This is a genomic window from Roseomonas sp. AR75, assembly GCF_005222815.1.
In the GTDB taxonomy this organism is placed as follows: Bacteria; Pseudomonadota; Alphaproteobacteria; order Acetobacterales; family Acetobacteraceae; genus Falsiroseomonas.
On record NZ_STGB01000006.1, the window covers coordinates 458,771 to 473,711 of the forward strand.

The window sequence follows — 14,941 nt, forward strand, 5'->3', positions numbered from 1 at the left end:
ACCATCTTCCTGCCGATGGAGACCCTGCCGGCATGAGCGTCAGCCGCGATGAGTTCCGCGATGCGATGGCCCGGCTGGGCGCGGCGGTGAATGTCGTCACCACCGATGGCATCGCCGGCCGTGCCGGATTCACCGCCAGCGCCGTCTGCTCCGTCACGGACGATCCGCCGACGCTGCTGGTCTGCCTCAACCGCGCCAGCCGTGGCAATGCGCTGTTCAAGCGCAACGGCGTGCTCTGCGTGAACACGCTCGCTTCCGGCTGCCGGTCGCTCTCGGATGCCTTCGCCGGCAAGGGCGGGCTCGACACCGATGGCCGCTTCGCCCTGGCGCAGTGGAGCCGCCTGGTCACCGGCGCGCCGGTGCTGGACGACGCGGCGGTGGTCGCCTTCGACTGCCGCATCGCCGAGGTGCTGGAGAAGGGCACGCACAGCGTGCTGTTCGCGGAGATCGAGGCGATCCGCCAGGGCGCGCCCGGCGGCGCGCTGATCTGGTACCGCCGCGGCTATCATCCCGTGGGGGAAGTCGAGGCGGTCTGACTCCGTTCCCGGCCTGATTCCGCGTTTGAATCGGATTTGCGCCCCTGCCAGGCTGCCGGGCCGGAGGACAGGGCGATGTCGAACAACTATGCCGGGCTGCGCAAGGCCCTCGCGCGCGACAAGCCTGCGCTGAAGCGCTGCGCCGAACGCCTGCTCGCGCTGCGCCAGCACTTGGCACCGCTGCGCAAGCGCAAGAGCGACAGCACCCTGCTGCTGGCGACCTGGAACATCCGCGACTTCGATTCGAACAAGTTCAAGTTCGGCCCGCGGCTGCCGGAGACCTTCTACTACCTGGCCGAGATCATCTCCTGCTTCGACCTCGTCGCGCTGCAGGAGGTGGATCGCGACCTCCGCCCGCTGGAGACGCTGATGCGGATCCTCGGCCGCGAATGGGACTACATCGCGACCGACACCACGGAAGGCACCGGCGGCAACGGCGAACGCATGGCCTTCGTGTTCAACCGGGAGAAGGTGTTCTTCCGCAAGGTCGCGGGTGAGGTGGTGCTGCCGGAAGGGCAGCTCGTCGTCTCCCGCAAGAAGGTGAAGCCGCCGAAGGAGCAGCCGGAAGCGGAAGCGACCGATGTCGAGGTCAAGCAGCAATTCGCACGCACGCCCTTCCTCGTCGCCTTCCAGTCGGGCTGGTTCCGCTTCAGCCTCTGCACTGTCCACATCTACTACGGCAACGAGTCCGGCGAGCAGTTGAAGCGCCGCATCGACGAGATCGAGCGTCTCGTCCGCTTCTTCGCGGACCGCCAGGACAAGGCGAGCAAGCAGGAGAAGGACAGCAGCGGGGCGGTGGAGAACTACATCCTGCTCGGCGACTTCAACGTGGTCAGCCCCGAGCACAAGACGATGGCCGCGCTGAAGAGCGAGGGATTCACCGTCCCGGCGGCGATCGACGGCCGAAAGGTGCGCGGCCCGGACGACCATTTCTACGACCAGATCGCGGTCCGGGTGAAGGATGAGCGCTTCCGCGTGGCAGGCGGCGGCATCGTGAACATGTTCGCCGCCGTGTTCCGCGACACGCCGGAGGATCGTGCGATCTACGCGCCGCACATGCCGAAGGCGGACCCCGAGAAGGATGCCAGGTTCCGCGCGAAGACGCCGGAGGCGCTCTACCGCAAATGGCGCACCTGGCAGATGTCGGACCACGCGCCGCTATGGATCGAGATCGACACGGACTTCTCCGAAAGCTACCTCGCCGGGATCGCGGCAGGATGATCCGCTACCACTCGCCGTAGAACACGCCGGCCGCCTTGTGGCGGTCGGTGCGGAGCTCCGCCTCGGCCCAGGTGAGCGTGGTGCGCCGCTTCAGCCGCGTGAACCACGCCAGCAGCCGCTCCCGCATCGCGTCCATCACCGCATCGCAGGAGGGATCGGCGCCACGATCGAAGAACTCCTGCGGATCGGCGGCGAGGTCGAAGAGCTGCGGGCGGTAGCCGCTGGTCCAGTGCACGTATTTCCAGCGCGCATCGCGCACCATCCAGGCATGGTGCTGCCCCGTCGGATGGCCGAGCCGCCGGCGCGCGCCGCGGAAGGTCCAGTCCAATTCGCTGAACACCGCGTCGCGCCAGCCATCCGCGCTGGCGCGTGTCAGCGGCAGCAGGGAACGCCCCTCCACGACATGCTCGGCCGGATCGAGCGCCAGCGCATCGAGGATGGTCGGCACCACGTCGATCGCCTCGACGAAGCGATCCTCGGCCCTGCCGCGCGTGGCGTCGGCATCGGGTGAAGGATCGTAGAGGACGAAAGGAATGCGCTGGACGCAGTCGTGGAACAGCTCCTTCTCGCCCAGCCAGTGATCGCCGAGATAATCGCCATGGTCGGAGCAGAACACGACCAGCGTGTCCTTCCAGCGACCGAGCCGCTCCATCTCCGCCCACACGCGACCCAGATGGTGGTCGAGCTGCGAGATCAGCCCCTGGTACGCCGGGCGCACGGTGCGGATGCAGGCATCGTCCTGGAAGCTGCGCGAGACCTCCTCCTCCTGCCAGGCGCGCATCACCGGGTGGGCATCCGGCCCGCGCTCATCGGGGTGGCGGGAGACGGGCAGGCACTCGTTCTCGGAATACATCGCATGCCACGGCGCGGGCGCGATGTAGGGCCAGTGCGGCTTCACATAGGACAGGTGCAGCACCCAGGGCGCATCGCCCTGGCGACGCATGAAGTCGAGCGCGACATCGGTGGTGTAGGCCGTCTCGCTGTGCTGCTCCTTCACGCGCGCGGGCAGGCGCGCGTTGCGCATCTTCCAGCCGTTCAGCACGCGGCCATCGGCGTCCTCCACGGCGATGACGTAGTCGGTCCAGGGGTCCTTGCTGTCGTAGCCCTGCGCGCGCAGCCACGCGGCATAGGCGCTGTCAGGTTCGGCATGATGGCCGTCATGGCGGTCCACCAGGGTGAACCAGCCTTCGTCGAGCAGGGCCTTCAGGTCGTGCTGGCCATCAAGCTGCAGCCGCTTCATGCCGCGCGCATCGGGCAGCACATGCGTCTTTCCCGCGAGTGCCAGCGTTCGCCCCGCTTCGCGCAGGTGCCAGCCCAGCGTCACCTCGCCCACCGAGAGCGGCACGCGGTTGTGCGTGGCGCCGTGGGAGGAGACGTAGCGCCCGGTGTAGTAGCTCATCCGCGAAGGCCCGCAGATGCCGGACTGCACATAGGCCTGGGTGAAGCGCACACCCTTCGCCGCCAGCGCGTCCAGGTTCGGCGTCTTGAGGAAGGGATGGCCGGCGCAGCCCATGTGGTCCCAGCGCAGCTGGTCGCACATGATGAACAGCACGTTGCGGATGGCGGACATGGGATGCGTTCCGTTCTCGCCTCCGCGGCGCAGGGCGGGGGAGGCCGGGGTGTGGAAGGCCGCCGGGAAACCGGTGCGCCTGCGCAGGAGAGAACCACCGCACCCGGATGCAGGCAATGCACGCGGTGCCTGCCGTTCATCCCGACTCCGGCGCGACCTCGATCAGCGTCTGGCCGGGGCGCGCGGCGATCACGCGGCGCTCCGCCGTGCCGCCCTGCGCGAAGCGGGCGCTGAAGCGCAGCGTTCCGTCCGGCAGCGCCTCCAGCCGCGGCCCCGCGGCGTCCGCCACCACGACCGGCGGCACCGGGCGATCCGAGGTCTCGTCCGTCTCCAGCCAGGCGATCGCCGCGGCAAGCTGCGCGGCCGTGGCGCCGGAGCCGAGCAGCCCGTGCCAGTCGTCCTCGGCCTGGAAGCCGGGCCGCACCACGCCGGATTGCGTCACCAGCGCCTTCAGCCGCAGCCGCAGCCCTTCCGCATAGGCGAAGGCACGCACCGGCCGCAGCGGCGCGATGGAGACCAGGTGCGCGCCGGGCTCGGCGATGCCGAAGCGGCGCAGGTAATCGCGGTAGCGCTGCTCCGTTCCGGCCACGTGTCGCTCAACGCGGGATCAGCAGGCGGTGGCCGGCGGTCAGCGTGGGCCAGGCATTGGTCGCGGCATTCACCGCGATGTCGGGATTGGCGCGCACCAGCGCGGCTTCGGAGACGCCGTTCTGCGCCGCGATCCCCGCGCGCGTCTCGCCCGCGATCACCCAGTGGTCGCGCGCGCCGGGCAGGAAGGCGGTGGCGGGCAGCGTGTCGGTGATGCCGGGATTGGCCGCCTCGATCGCCGCCCGTGCCACGCCGCTGCGGGTAGCCAGGTCATCCAGGCCGGTGATCCCGGACGGGATGCGCAAGGCGCGCGCCGCGCCGGAAGCAGGCAGGCCGGTAAGCTGCGCGCCGGCTGGATCGAGGCCGATCATCTCGACATGGCCCTGGAAGAAGGCGGCGCGCACCGCCGCTTCGCCGACGCCGGCATGCGCCGTGCCGCCAGGTGGCGTGCCGCCGTCGCGGATGCGCTCGGCCTGGGCGCGATGCGCGACATACTGGGTGGGGCTTGCGCGGTCGGTCAGCAGCGTCGCGTCGGGCGTGGCGGGCGACAGCGCGCCTTCCACGGTGCGGCGCAGCGGTTCGGCGGTGCCGGCGCGCAGCTTCGGCATCACGTCGGTGTTCAGCGTGGACACCGTGAACATCTCGGTGAAGCCTTCCTTCATCGTCCCGCGGCCCTGGTCGGCCGCGGTGAAGGCGGGATGCGTCTGCAGGTGCAGCGTCTCATGCGTCGCGGTCTTGAAGGTGGACCAGCGCTGCTGGAGTTCCGCGCGGTTGCGGTCGGCACCGGGATCGAAGCGCGATTGCAGCGTGATGCCGCCGGTGCCGCGCTCGCTCCAGTCGGCCATGCGGTAGTCGATCAGCATGCGCCGGTTGTCCGGCCTGCCGACGGTGCTGGCGGCGGCGTATTCGTTCGCCACTTCCCAGCGGAAGGCGCCGCCCGGATCATCGGCGGAGGAATAATTGTGCGCCGCCAGGATGTCGGTGGCGAAGCGCCTTGATCCCGCGGCGCCTGCCGCGCCGGGCACGTCGTTCTCGAACAGCCACCAGGCGACGCCGGGCGCCAGGTCGGCGGAGCCGGTCATCGTGCTGCGGTCGGCTTCGCTCGAGATGTCGAAGATGTTCTGGCCGGCGCCGCTGGCGACGCGCGGCGCGCGATTGGCGACCTGTGCCGGCGAACTCGCCGCGGCATCCATCCTGCTGCCGTAGCGCCGCTCCAGCTCACCTCGCGCGGCATTGGCGATGTCCACCACGCCGGTCGGTGCCGGCCCGGCAGCCCCCGGGGCGGCGGCCGGTGCGATGAAGTCCACGCGCGGCCGCGCCAGCGCGGCGGTCACGGTCGGCAGCTTGAAGGTGAGGTAGGCATCGTAGGCGGCGAACAGCTCCGCCTTCATGGCCGCGCGCATCGCCATGGCGTGCAGGATCAGGGGCATCAGCGGCAGGCGCGGCACGCCGTCCCAGGGCGTGCGAGCCGGCGTCGGTGCCGGCGCCGGCCCGGGCCCGCCGGGCGCGGCAGGTGCAGGTGGCGCCACCGGCGCGGGGCGGCTGCTGGGGTCGAGCTCGAAGCCGATCTCGCGCGCCAGATCCGAACCCGGCACGGACGCGGCCGGCCCTCCGCCGATGCCGGCGCGCTGGTCCGGCCCGCGCGTCGTCGCGACCGGTGGCGCGGGCGCCGGCCCGGGAGGCGGGAAAGGCGCGTAGCCGGTATAGGGCCCGGCAGGCGGGGGCACCTGCATCTGCGCAACGCCGCTGGGCGCGCCGGACCTGGGCGCGCCGGAGCCGGTCGCGCGCGGCTGCGCCGGCGGCAGCGCTGTCACCCCGGCCTGGGCGGCGCTGCCCATGCGGGTCGCCTCGCTCTCCAGGGCCGGGTCCTGGTTCACCGCCACGCCGCCGCGCTGCCCGGTCGGCGAAACGCGCCCTTGCCGCTGCTGCATCGCATGCCAGGCCTCATGCGGCAGATGTGCCTCCTGCCCCGGGCCGAGATGGATCTCCGCACCGCGTGCGAAGGCGAGCGCGCCCAGCATGCCGGGCTGCGGCGAATCCCGATGCACCGCGATGCCGGCGGCGGAGAGGCCCGACAGGCGTTCTATGCCGCCGCGCAAGGGCTGCGGCAGGCCGGAGGGCGGCGGAGCGGGCGCAAGGCGCCAGTCGAAATAGCCTGGCTCGCGCGGCGGCATCGCCTCGCTCAGAAGCTGAACGGCCGGCGCGGGCTGGGCGAGGGAAGCCGGCTCGCCCTGCCGGACGGGCGAGGCGGGCGTTCGCGGCTTCTGGTGCACGGCCTGGCGCATGCGGCAGCCCCCGGACGAGGCGACGATACGGCCTGCGCGTCGGCGCATGCAAGAATTCGCGGCACGGCTGCGCTATCCTCCGGCCGAGGAGGACCACGTCATGCTTTCACGCCGCTGCCTCGCGCTTGCCGCGATGACGCTTGCCACGCCCGCCCTGGCGCAATCGGATCCGCTGCGCATCATCGTCAACTTTCCGCCAGGCGGTGCGCTGGACGGCACCGCGCGGCTGATCGCGGAGCATGCGATGCGCGCCGGGCGCGGCACGGTGGTGGTGGAGAACCGGCCGGGCGCCGGCGGCAATATCGGCGCGGCGGCGGCTGCACGCGCGCGGCCGGACGGGCGCACGGTGCTGGCGGCGCTCGACACCTCCGTCACGGTCAATCCGCATCTCTACCGCAATCTCGGCTACGAGGTGCAGGCGCTGGCGCCGGTCGCCAATCTCGGCAGCTTCGCGCTGGTGCTGCTGGTGCACCCTACGCATCCGGCGAAGACGCTGCCGGCGTTCCTGGCGGCGGCGCGGCGGGAGCCGCTGTTCTATTCCTCGGGCAGCGTCGGCTCCCCCGGGCACCTGGCGATGGAGCATCTGCGCCAGCTTACCGGCCTGCCGCCGGTGGCGCTGGAGCATGTGCCCCAGCGCGGCAATGCGGAGGCGCTGACGGCCATCGTCTCGGGCCAGGTGCCGGCGGGATTCCTGGCGCTCGGCGGCGGGCCGCAGCTTGTCGCCTCCGGGCGGCTGCGCGCGCTCGCAGTGTCCGGCGCCGCGCGCCATCCGCTGCTGCCGGACGTGCCGACCGTGATCGAGAGCGGCGTGCCCGGCTTCGAGGTGCGGATCGCCAACATCCTGTTCGCGCCAAGCGGCACGCCGGAAGCGGCGATGCAGGAGTGGTCCGCGCTGGCGCGCGACGCCCTTGCGACGGAGGCCGCGAAGCAGCGGCTGGCGGGCTGGGGGATCGATGCGCCGGAAGCGACCGCCGCCGCCTTCATCGCGGCAAATGACGCGCGCTGGGGGCGCGTGGTGCGGGAATCCGGTATGCGGCTGGATTGAACGTCCGGCGACTGCCCCCCACCCCGACCCTCCCCCGCAAGAGCGGGGGAGGGAGAGGGCGGCGGGAAGGCCGGATCACATCTCGGCGTAGGAGCCGTTCTTCCACACGTAGAACACGTAGTCCGGAACGGTGACGTCGCCCTTCTCGGTGAAGGAGATCTCGCCGAGCACGCTCTGCCAAGGGCCCTGCGCCTTCAGCGCCTGCGCGATGCGTCGCGGGTCCACGCCGTTGGTCTTCTTCGCCGCGTCCGCCCAGATCTGGATCGCCGCATAGGTGTAGAGAACATAGCCCTCGGGATCGACGTTCTTCGCCCGGAAGGCCTGCACGACCTGCGCCGCGGTGGCGCGCTTGCGCGGGTCGGAGCTGAAGGTCATCAGCGTGCCCTCGCCGGCCGCGCCGGTGATCTGCCAGAACTCGTTGGTCACCAGCGCGTCGCCGCCGATGAGCGTGATGTTCATCCCGCGCTCCTTGGCCTGGCGCAGGATCAGCCCGCTCTCGGTGTGGTAGCCGCCGACATAGACCACGCCGATATTGGCCGCCTGCAGGCGGGAGACGATGGCGGAGTAGTCGCGCTCGCCGGGGTTGTAGGCGCTGAAGAGCGTCTCCTGCTTGCCGGCGGCGTTCATCGCCTTCTTCGTCTCCTCCGCCAGGCCGCGGCCATAGGCGGAGTTGTCGTGCAGGATGGCGATGTTCCGGTCGCGCATGTTCTGCGCGATGTAGCGCCCGGCGACCTGGCCCTGCTGGTCGTCACGGCCGCAGACGCGGAAGGTGTTCCATTTGCCTTCCTCGGTGAAGCGCGGATTGGTGGAGGCGGGGCTGATCTGCAGCACGCCTTCCTCGGCATAGACGTCGCGCGCCGGGATCGAGCTGCCGGAGCAGAAATGCCCGGCCATCAGCGCGATGCGCCGGCCGGCCATCTGGTTCGCCACGCTCACCGCCTGGCGCGGGTCGCAGGCGTCGTCGCCGATCTCGAGCGCCAGTTGCCGGCCCAGCACGCCGCCCGCGGCGTTGAGGTCGGCCACCGCCTGCTCGGCGCCGGCGCGCATCTGGCCGCCGAAGGCCGCATACTGGCCGGTCATCGGCCCCGCGGTTGCGATGCGGATCGGGCCGCTGCCCTGCGCGAGGGCGCCGCGGCTCCCCGCCAGAATGGCCGGCGCGCCGAGCGCGCCCAGCATCACCGTCCTGCGCTTCAGCATCTTGCTATTCTCCCTGTGCTGCCGGCGCGGCCCGCGCCGCCTGCCTCAACCTAGGCGAGCCGCCCCGGCCGTGCCAGCCCGACCTTGCAACGGAGGGTCACGGCCCCGGAACGGTCAGCCCTGCAGCGCATCGATCGCCTGCGCCAGCGCGACGTCCCGTGCGGAGAGCCCGCCGGCGTCATGCGTGGTGAGAAGGATCTCCACCCGGTTCCACACATTGGACCATTCGGGGTGGTGGTCATGCTTCTCGGCCAGCAGCGCGACGCGGGCCATGAAGCCCCAGGCAGCGGAAAAATCCGCGAAGCGGAAGTCGCGGCGGATCGCGTCGCGCCCCTCGACCATCCGCCACTGCGGCAGGGTCCGCGGCAGGGCGGCGCGGGCGGCATCATCCAGTTTCTCGACCATGAACGAGATTCCTCCGGCTTGACGGGGCGATGCCGCTTGAGGTGGATGCGCCATGCCGCGCTTCCACCACCCGCCGACGATCGAGGACATCGTGGAACTGGCCGAGCAGGCCTTCGCAGCGATCCCGAAGGAACTGCGCGACCTGGTCCGTGGCACTGCCATCCTGGTCGAGGACGTGGCGGATGAGGAGACGGCCCGCGCGGTCGGGCTGGAAAGCCCCTGGGCGCTGACCGGCCTCTACCGCGGCACGCCGATGACGATGAAGAGCGTGCTGGACGTGCCCGCCGAGCCCGACACCGTTACCCTCTATCGCGAGCCGATCCTGCTGGAATGGATCGAGACCGGCGAGGACCTGTTCCGCCTGGTCCGCAACGTGCTGATCCACGAGATCGCCCACCATTTCGGCTTTTCCGACGAGGATATCGAGCGGCTGGAAGGCGACGGCGGCTGAACGCCCGCCGCCCCGCGCCCGCCCTTCACCCGCCGAAGGCGAGGATCGCCGCGGCAAGATCCTCCCCGGCCCAGCCGACCGACTTGAACACCGTCACCTCATCCTCCCGCCGGCGCCCCGGATGCGCGCTGCGGCAGAGTTCGGCCAACTCCGCGGCGACCGAGGCCTCGGTGATCGCGCCCTCGGCGATGGCTTGCACCACGTCCCCCGCCTCGGCCAGCCCGCCGGCGCGGGTGTCCAGCACCAGGGTGGCGCGGGCGAGCAGGGCCGCATCGCTCTCCCGCATGGCGGGGCGGAAGGCGCCGACCAGGTCCACATGCGTGCCGGGATCGACTTCGGCGCCGCGGACCAGCGGGGTCTCGGACAGGGTGGCCGCGGAGACGATGTCGAAGCCGCGTGGATCGGGGCTGGCGGCGGCGCGCGCCGGCAGGCCATGCGCGGCGAGGCGCACGGCCAGCGCGGCGGCATGGTCCGGGTTGCGCGACCAGATTGCCGCCTCCGTGATCGGGAAGCGGTCGCACCAGGCCTCGGCCAGCGCGGCCGCCACCCGCCCCGATCCGAGCACCAGCAGGCGGCGGCTGTCGGGGCGGGCGAGGAAGCGGCCGGCCAGGGTGCTGGCGGCGGCGGTGCGCCGGTCGGTCAACTCCCCGCCATCCAGCAGCGCCAGCGGCTCGCCCGTGGCCGCATCGGAGAGCAGGTAGGAGGCGTGCACCGCCGGCAGCCCGCGTGCCCCGTTCGCGGGCAGGACATGCACGATCTTCACGCCGGAATGCTGCCGGCCTGCACCGCCCGGCCGTTCCCAGGCGGGCATCAGGAGCAACGTTCCCTCCGGCCCTTCGGCCTGGGGCAGGGCGTGGCGATGGCGCAGCGGCGCTTCGCAGCCCTCCCGGAAGATCCGCTCCAGCGCCGCCTCCAGCGCCGGCCATGCCAGGGCCCTGCGCAGTTCCTCCGCCCCGATCTGGCGCATGGGTGCCCCCTTTTCCCGGCTGCCGATCGTCTGGCACCCCCGCGCCGGGGCGGGAAGGGGGCAGTGTTGACGCCGGGCCTCCCCCGCCCTGAAAGAATACCACCGTTGATCCCTTTGCAGGGCTGGCGCAGTCTCGCCAACGAAGCAGAGGGGGAGGCGGCCCGCAGCCGGCGGGCCGCACCACGTGAAGGAGAACACGCCGATGAAGGCATTGCACCGTGTCGTGACCCGCGCCGCAGGGGGGATCGCGCTCGCGGCGACCATTTCCCTGCCGGTCCTTGCCCAGCCCGCGGTGAGCGGCCCGACGCTCGATACCATCCGCCAGCGCGGCACGCTGATCTGCGGCGTCAACACCGGCCTGGCCGGCTTCGCCCAGCCGGACAGCCAGGGCGTCTGGCGCGGCTTCGACGTGGATTATTGCCGCGCGGTCGCCATCGCCCTGTTCAACGACCCGGGCAAGGTCCGCTACGTGCCGACCACGGCGCAGAATCGCTTTACCGCGCTGCAGTCCGGCGAAGTGGACATGCTGAGCCGCAACACGACCTGGACGCTGTCGCGCGACACCTCGCTCGGCTTCGACTTCACGGGCATCAACTTCTATGACGGCCAGGGCTTCATGGTGAAGGCCTCGACCGGCGTGAAGACGGCCAAGGAACTGGACGGCGCGACGATCTGCGTGCAGCCGGGCACCACCACCGAGCAGAACCTGACCGACTGGGCACGCGCCAACCGCATCAACTTCACCCCGGTCGTGATCGAGCGGCTGGAGGAAGTGGTGCAGGCCTATGTCGCCGGTCGCTGCGACGCCTACACGACGGACGTGTCCGGCCTGGCGGCCACCCGCTCCGCCCAGCCGCGCCCGGCCGAGCACACCATCCTGCCCGACGTGATCTCCAAGGAGCCGCTCGGGCCGCTGGTGCGGCATGGCGACCAGGCCTTCGCGGATCTGGTGCGCTGGATCCACTACGGCCTGCTGACCGCCGAGGAACTCGGGATCAATGCGGGCAATGTCCAGCAGGCGGTGCAGGGCGACAACCGCCCGGATGCGCAGCGCCTCGTCGGCCGCACCGGCGGCCTCGGGCGCATGCTCGGCGTGGACAACGCCTTCATGGTCAACATCATCAGCGGCCTCGGCAACTACGGCGAGATCTTCCAGCGCAACCTGGCGCCGATCGGGCTGCAGCGCGGGCCGAATGCGCTCTGGAACCAGGGCGGCCTGCAGTATCCGCCGCCCTTCCGGTGAGGGCATGGGGGCCGCGGCGCCGATCGTGGCCCCCTTCTTGCTTCGCAACCTATGCGACAGCCTGCATGACCGGACGAATGACGCAACGGATGTCTGACCGACTGGCTGCCGCCGACCGGCACTGCGCCCCCCGGCGCAGGGTCGCGCGCATGCCGGCGCCGGGCCGGGCGCCGCGAAGGGACTGAGCCCATGTCCTCCTCCACGTCGGATCCGCGCTTCTCCGCCGCAGGGCCGCCACGGCGGCCGCTGCGCCTGTCCTGGGGCGACGAGAGGCTGCGCGGCATCGTCTGGCAGTTGCTCGTCGTCGGACTGGTGGTGAGCGTCTTCTGGTGGCTCTGGTCCAACACCGTCCACAACCTCGAGGTGCGGCGCATCGCGACCGGCTTCGGGTTCCTGCAGCGCGAGGCGGGGCTGCCGATCGGCGAGAGCCTGATCCCCTACACGCCCGCGGACACCTATCTGCGCGCGTTGACCGTCGGCGTGCTGAACACGCTGAAGGTGGCGGTGATCGGCATCATCCTGGCCACCATCCTCGGCACGCTGGTGGGCATCGCGCGGCTGTCGCACAACTGGCTGCTGTCGAAGCTGGCCGCCTTCTACGTCGAGGTGATCCGCGACCTGCCGCTGCTGCTGCAACTGCTGTTCTGGTACACCATCCTGCAGGGCCTGCCCGGGCCGCGCCAGGCGCTGAACCCGGCGGAGGGCGTGTTCCTCTCCAACCGCGGCATGAAGCTGCCCTTCATCGAATGGACCAGCGTGCACTGGCTGGCGCTGCTGGCCATGGTGGTGGGCATCGTGCTGACCTGGCTCTATGCCCGCGTGGCGCGCGCGAAGCAGTATGCGGATGGCCAGCCGCGCAAGGTGTGGCCGGCGGGCGTCGCGCTGATCATCGGCCTGCCGCTGGCGGTGTGGGCCGCGCTCGGCGCGCCCTTCACGCCGGACATCCCGGCGCTGCGGGGCTTCAACTTCCAGGGCGGCATCACCGTCAGCCCGGAATTCTTCGCCCTGCTGATCGGCCTGGTCACCTACACCGCGGGCTTCATCGCGGAGATCGTCCGCGCCGGCATCCAGTCGGTGAATCAGGGCCAGTGGGAGGCCGCGGAGGCGCTGGGTCTCCGGCGCGGCGACATCCTGCGCAAGATCGTGCTGCCGCAGGCGCTGCGCGTGATCGTGCCCCCGATGACCAGCCAGTATCTGAACCTGACGAAGAACAGCTCGCTCGCCGTCGCCATCGGCTACCAGGACATCGTCAGCATCGCGAACACGACGCTGAACCAGACAGGCCAGGCGATCGAGGGCATCGCGATCATCATGCTGGTCTACCTGACGATCAGCCTGTCCATCTCGCTGTTCATGAACTGGTACAACGCGCGCATCGCGCTGGTGGAGCGCTGAGCGATGTCCGACATCACGCTCAACACTGCCGTCTCCCGCGTGCCCGGCGACGCATCCGCGCCGCGGGAGGCGCCGATCCGCACGACAGGCGCCGTCGCCTGGGCGCGGCAGAACCTGTTCGGAAGCTGGCTCTCCACGGCCGTCACGCTGCTGCTCGGCTACCTGATCGTCCGCTGGAGCATCGGCATCGTCGAATGGGCGTTCCTCAACGCGATCTGGGAGGTGCCGGTCGTCAACGGCCAGGCGCAGACCCAGGCCTGCCGGGAGATCAAGGGCATCGGCGCCTGCTGGGCGGTGATCACGGAGAAGCACCGCTTCATCCTGTTCGGCACCTATCCCTTCGAGGAGCACTGGCGCCCCGCGCTGGTCTGCGTCCTGTTCGTCTGCCTCTACGTCGTCTCCGCGATGCGGCGCTTCTGGAACTGGACGCTGGTGCCGATCTGGCTGGTGACGCTGACCGTCATCGGCGTCCTGATGTGGGGCGGCATCCTCGGGCTCAGCTATGTCCCGCAGGAGCGCTGGGGCGGGCTGCCGATCACGCTGATCCTGTCCACCTTCGGCCTCGCCTTCGCCTTCCCGCTGGCGATCCTGGTCGCGCTCGGCCGGCGGTCGAAGCTGCCCGCGATCAAGATGCTCTGCGTGCTGTATGTCGAGCTGATCCGCGGCGTGCCGCTGATCTCGCTGCTGTTCATGGCGAGCGTGATGTTCCCGCTGTTCCTTCCGGAAGGCATGAACATCGACAAGCTGCTGCGCGCGCAGGTGGCGATCACGCTGTTCGCCGGCGCCTACCTGGCGGAGGTGGTGCGCGGCGGCCTGCAGGCGCTGCCGCGCGGCCAGTACGAGGCGGCGGATGCGCTGGGTCTCAGCTACTGGCAGAAGACCGGCCTCATCATCCTGCCGCAGGCGCTGCGCCTGGTGATCCCGCCGCTGGTGAACACCTTCATCGGCTTCTTCAAGGACACCTCGCTGGTGCTGATCATCGGCATCTTCGACCTGCTGACGGCCGGTAAGACCGCGATCGTGGAACCCGCCTGGCAGGGCTTCGGCATCGAGGTCTACATCACCGTCGGTCTGATCTACCTTTGCTTCTGCTTCGCCATGTCGAAATACAGCCAGGGGCTGGAGCGCGACCTCAACCGGCATCGGCGCCGCTAGCCGATGCCGCCGCGCCTCAGCGACGAAAGGATGACAGGGGGTTCGAATGGGTGAGACTGCGACCGAGGTGCATATCGCCTCCGCCATGCGCACGGATGCGCCGCCGGCGATCGTGCTGGACGGCGTGAACAAGTGGTTCGGCGCGTTGCACGTGCTGCGCGATGTCAACCTCCAGGTCGCGGCGGGCGAGCGCGTGGTGGTCTGCGGGCCATCGGGGTCCGGCAAGTCCACCATGATCCGCTGCATCAACCGGCTGGAGCAGCACCAGGAAGGCCGGATCATGGTGGACGGCATCGAGCTGACCGACGACCTGCGCAGCCTGGACGCGATCCGGCGCGAGGTCGGCATGGTGTTCCAGAGCTTCAACCTGTTCCCGCACCTGACGATCCTGGAGAACTGCACCCTCGCGCCGATCTGGGTGCGCCGGATGCCGAAGCGCGAAGCCGAGGAACTGGCAATGGAATACCTGACCCGGGTGCGCATCCCGGAGCAGGCGAAGAAGTATCCGGGCCAGCTTTCCGGCGGCCAGCAGCAGCGCGTGGCGATCGCCCGCGCGCTCTGCATGAAGCCGAAGATCATGCTGTTCGACGAGCCGACCTCCGCCCTCGACCCCGAGATGATCAAGGAGGTGCTGGACACCATGGTGATGCTCGCCAACGAGGGCATGACCATGATCTGCGTGACGCATGAGATGGGCTTCGCGCGCCAGGTCGCGGACCGCGTGGTGTTCATGGACCGGGGCGAGATCGTGGAGAGCGGCGAGCCGGAGGCGATCTTCAGCAACCCGCAGACCGACCGCCTCAAGCTGTTCCTCAGCCAGATCCTGCGCGGCCACTAGGACCGGGGCACGGCGGCAGGGGCGCCGCGCTTGCGCCGCCACCGC

The 14,941-nt window shown here is 70.5% G+C and carries 14 protein-coding genes; 8 read left to right on the top strand and 6 right to left on the bottom strand.

Annotated features, from left to right (window positions below; genetic code table 11):
• Positions 1-32: 32 nt before the first annotated feature.
• Positions 33-536, top strand: a complete 504-nt coding sequence (locus E4T13_RS26760) for a flavin reductase (protein WP_137181399.1) — start codon at positions 33-35, stop codon at positions 534-536.
• 75 nt (positions 537-611) lie between these two features.
• Positions 612-1,757, top strand: coding sequence for an endonuclease/exonuclease/phosphatase family protein (locus tag E4T13_RS26765; RefSeq protein ID WP_137181400.1), 1,146 nt, complete (start codon positions 612-614; stop codon positions 1,755-1,757).
• A 4-nt stretch (positions 1,758-1,761) separates the two neighbouring features.
• Here the strand turns inward: E4T13_RS26765 and E4T13_RS26770 are convergent, their stop codons facing one another.
• From E4T13_RS26770 to E4T13_RS26780, 3 genes are all read right to left on the bottom strand, one after another.
• Positions 1,762-3,327, bottom strand: a complete 1,566-nt coding sequence (locus tag E4T13_RS26770) for a sulfatase-like hydrolase/transferase (RefSeq protein WP_137181401.1) — start codon at positions 3,325-3,327, stop codon at positions 1,762-1,764.
• A 136-nt stretch (positions 3,328-3,463) separates the two neighbouring features.
• A complete protein-coding gene (locus E4T13_RS26775; RefSeq protein WP_137181402.1) occupies positions 3,464-3,916 on the bottom strand; it encodes a hypothetical protein in 453 nt (150 codons plus the stop codon).
• 7 nt (positions 3,917-3,923) lie between these two features.
• Entirely contained in the window at positions 3,924-6,200 is a 2,277-nt protein-coding gene (locus E4T13_RS26780) for a hypothetical protein (protein ID WP_137181403.1), read from the bottom strand.
• 100 nt (positions 6,201-6,300) lie between these two features.
• Between E4T13_RS26780 and E4T13_RS26785 the strand changes: the two genes are divergently transcribed.
• Entirely contained in the window at positions 6,301-7,245 is a 945-nt protein-coding gene (locus E4T13_RS26785; protein ID WP_170985271.1) for a tripartite tricarboxylate transporter substrate binding protein, read from the top strand.
• 75 nt (positions 7,246-7,320) lie between these two features.
• Here E4T13_RS26785 and E4T13_RS26790 read toward each other — a convergent pair whose 3' ends face one another.
• Both E4T13_RS26790 and E4T13_RS26795 read right to left on the bottom strand, forming a co-directional pair.
• Positions 7,321-8,442: a branched-chain amino acid ABC transporter substrate-binding protein gene (locus tag E4T13_RS26790; RefSeq protein ID WP_137181405.1), complete on the bottom strand. Its 1,122-nt coding sequence runs from the start codon at positions 8,440-8,442 to the stop codon at positions 7,321-7,323.
• A gap of 114 nt (positions 8,443-8,556) precedes the next feature.
• Positions 8,557-8,847 (bottom strand): 4a-hydroxytetrahydrobiopterin dehydratase, encoded by a 291-nt coding sequence (locus E4T13_RS26795; RefSeq protein ID WP_137181406.1) that lies wholly within the window; start codon positions 8,845-8,847, stop codon positions 8,557-8,559.
• 52 nt (positions 8,848-8,899) lie between these two features.
• Between E4T13_RS26795 and E4T13_RS26800 the strand changes: the two genes are divergently transcribed.
• On the top strand, positions 8,900-9,298 hold the full coding sequence (locus E4T13_RS26800) for a metallopeptidase family protein (protein ID WP_137181407.1): 399 nt from the start codon (positions 8,900-8,902) through the stop codon (positions 9,296-9,298).
• Between the two features lie 25 nt (positions 9,299-9,323).
• Here E4T13_RS26800 and E4T13_RS26805 read toward each other — a convergent pair whose 3' ends face one another.
• On the bottom strand, positions 9,324-10,265 hold the full coding sequence (locus E4T13_RS26805; RefSeq protein WP_137181408.1) for an ornithine cyclodeaminase family protein: 942 nt from the start codon (positions 10,263-10,265) through the stop codon (positions 9,324-9,326).
• A 202-nt stretch (positions 10,266-10,467) separates the two neighbouring features.
• On the opposite strand from E4T13_RS26805, the gene E4T13_RS26810 reads away from it, so the two are divergent.
• The 4 genes from E4T13_RS26810 to E4T13_RS26825 all read left to right on the top strand — a co-directional run bounded on the left by E4T13_RS26810 (position 10,468) and on the right by E4T13_RS26825 (position 14,896).
• Positions 10,468-11,508, top strand: a complete 1,041-nt coding sequence (locus tag E4T13_RS26810; protein WP_137181409.1) for an amino acid ABC transporter substrate-binding protein — start codon at positions 10,468-10,470, stop codon at positions 11,506-11,508.
• A 189-nt stretch (positions 11,509-11,697) separates the two neighbouring features.
• Positions 11,698-12,903, top strand: coding sequence for an amino acid ABC transporter permease (locus tag E4T13_RS26815; protein WP_137181410.1), 1,206 nt, complete (start codon positions 11,698-11,700; stop codon positions 12,901-12,903).
• A gap of 3 nt (positions 12,904-12,906) precedes the next feature.
• Entirely contained in the window at positions 12,907-14,058 is a 1,152-nt protein-coding gene (locus E4T13_RS26820) for an amino acid ABC transporter permease (protein ID WP_137181411.1), read from the top strand.
• Between the two features lie 85 nt (positions 14,059-14,143).
• Entirely contained in the window at positions 14,144-14,896 is a 753-nt protein-coding gene (locus E4T13_RS26825) for an amino acid ABC transporter ATP-binding protein (protein WP_170985331.1), read from the top strand.
• Positions 14,897-14,941 lie beyond the last annotated feature (45 nt).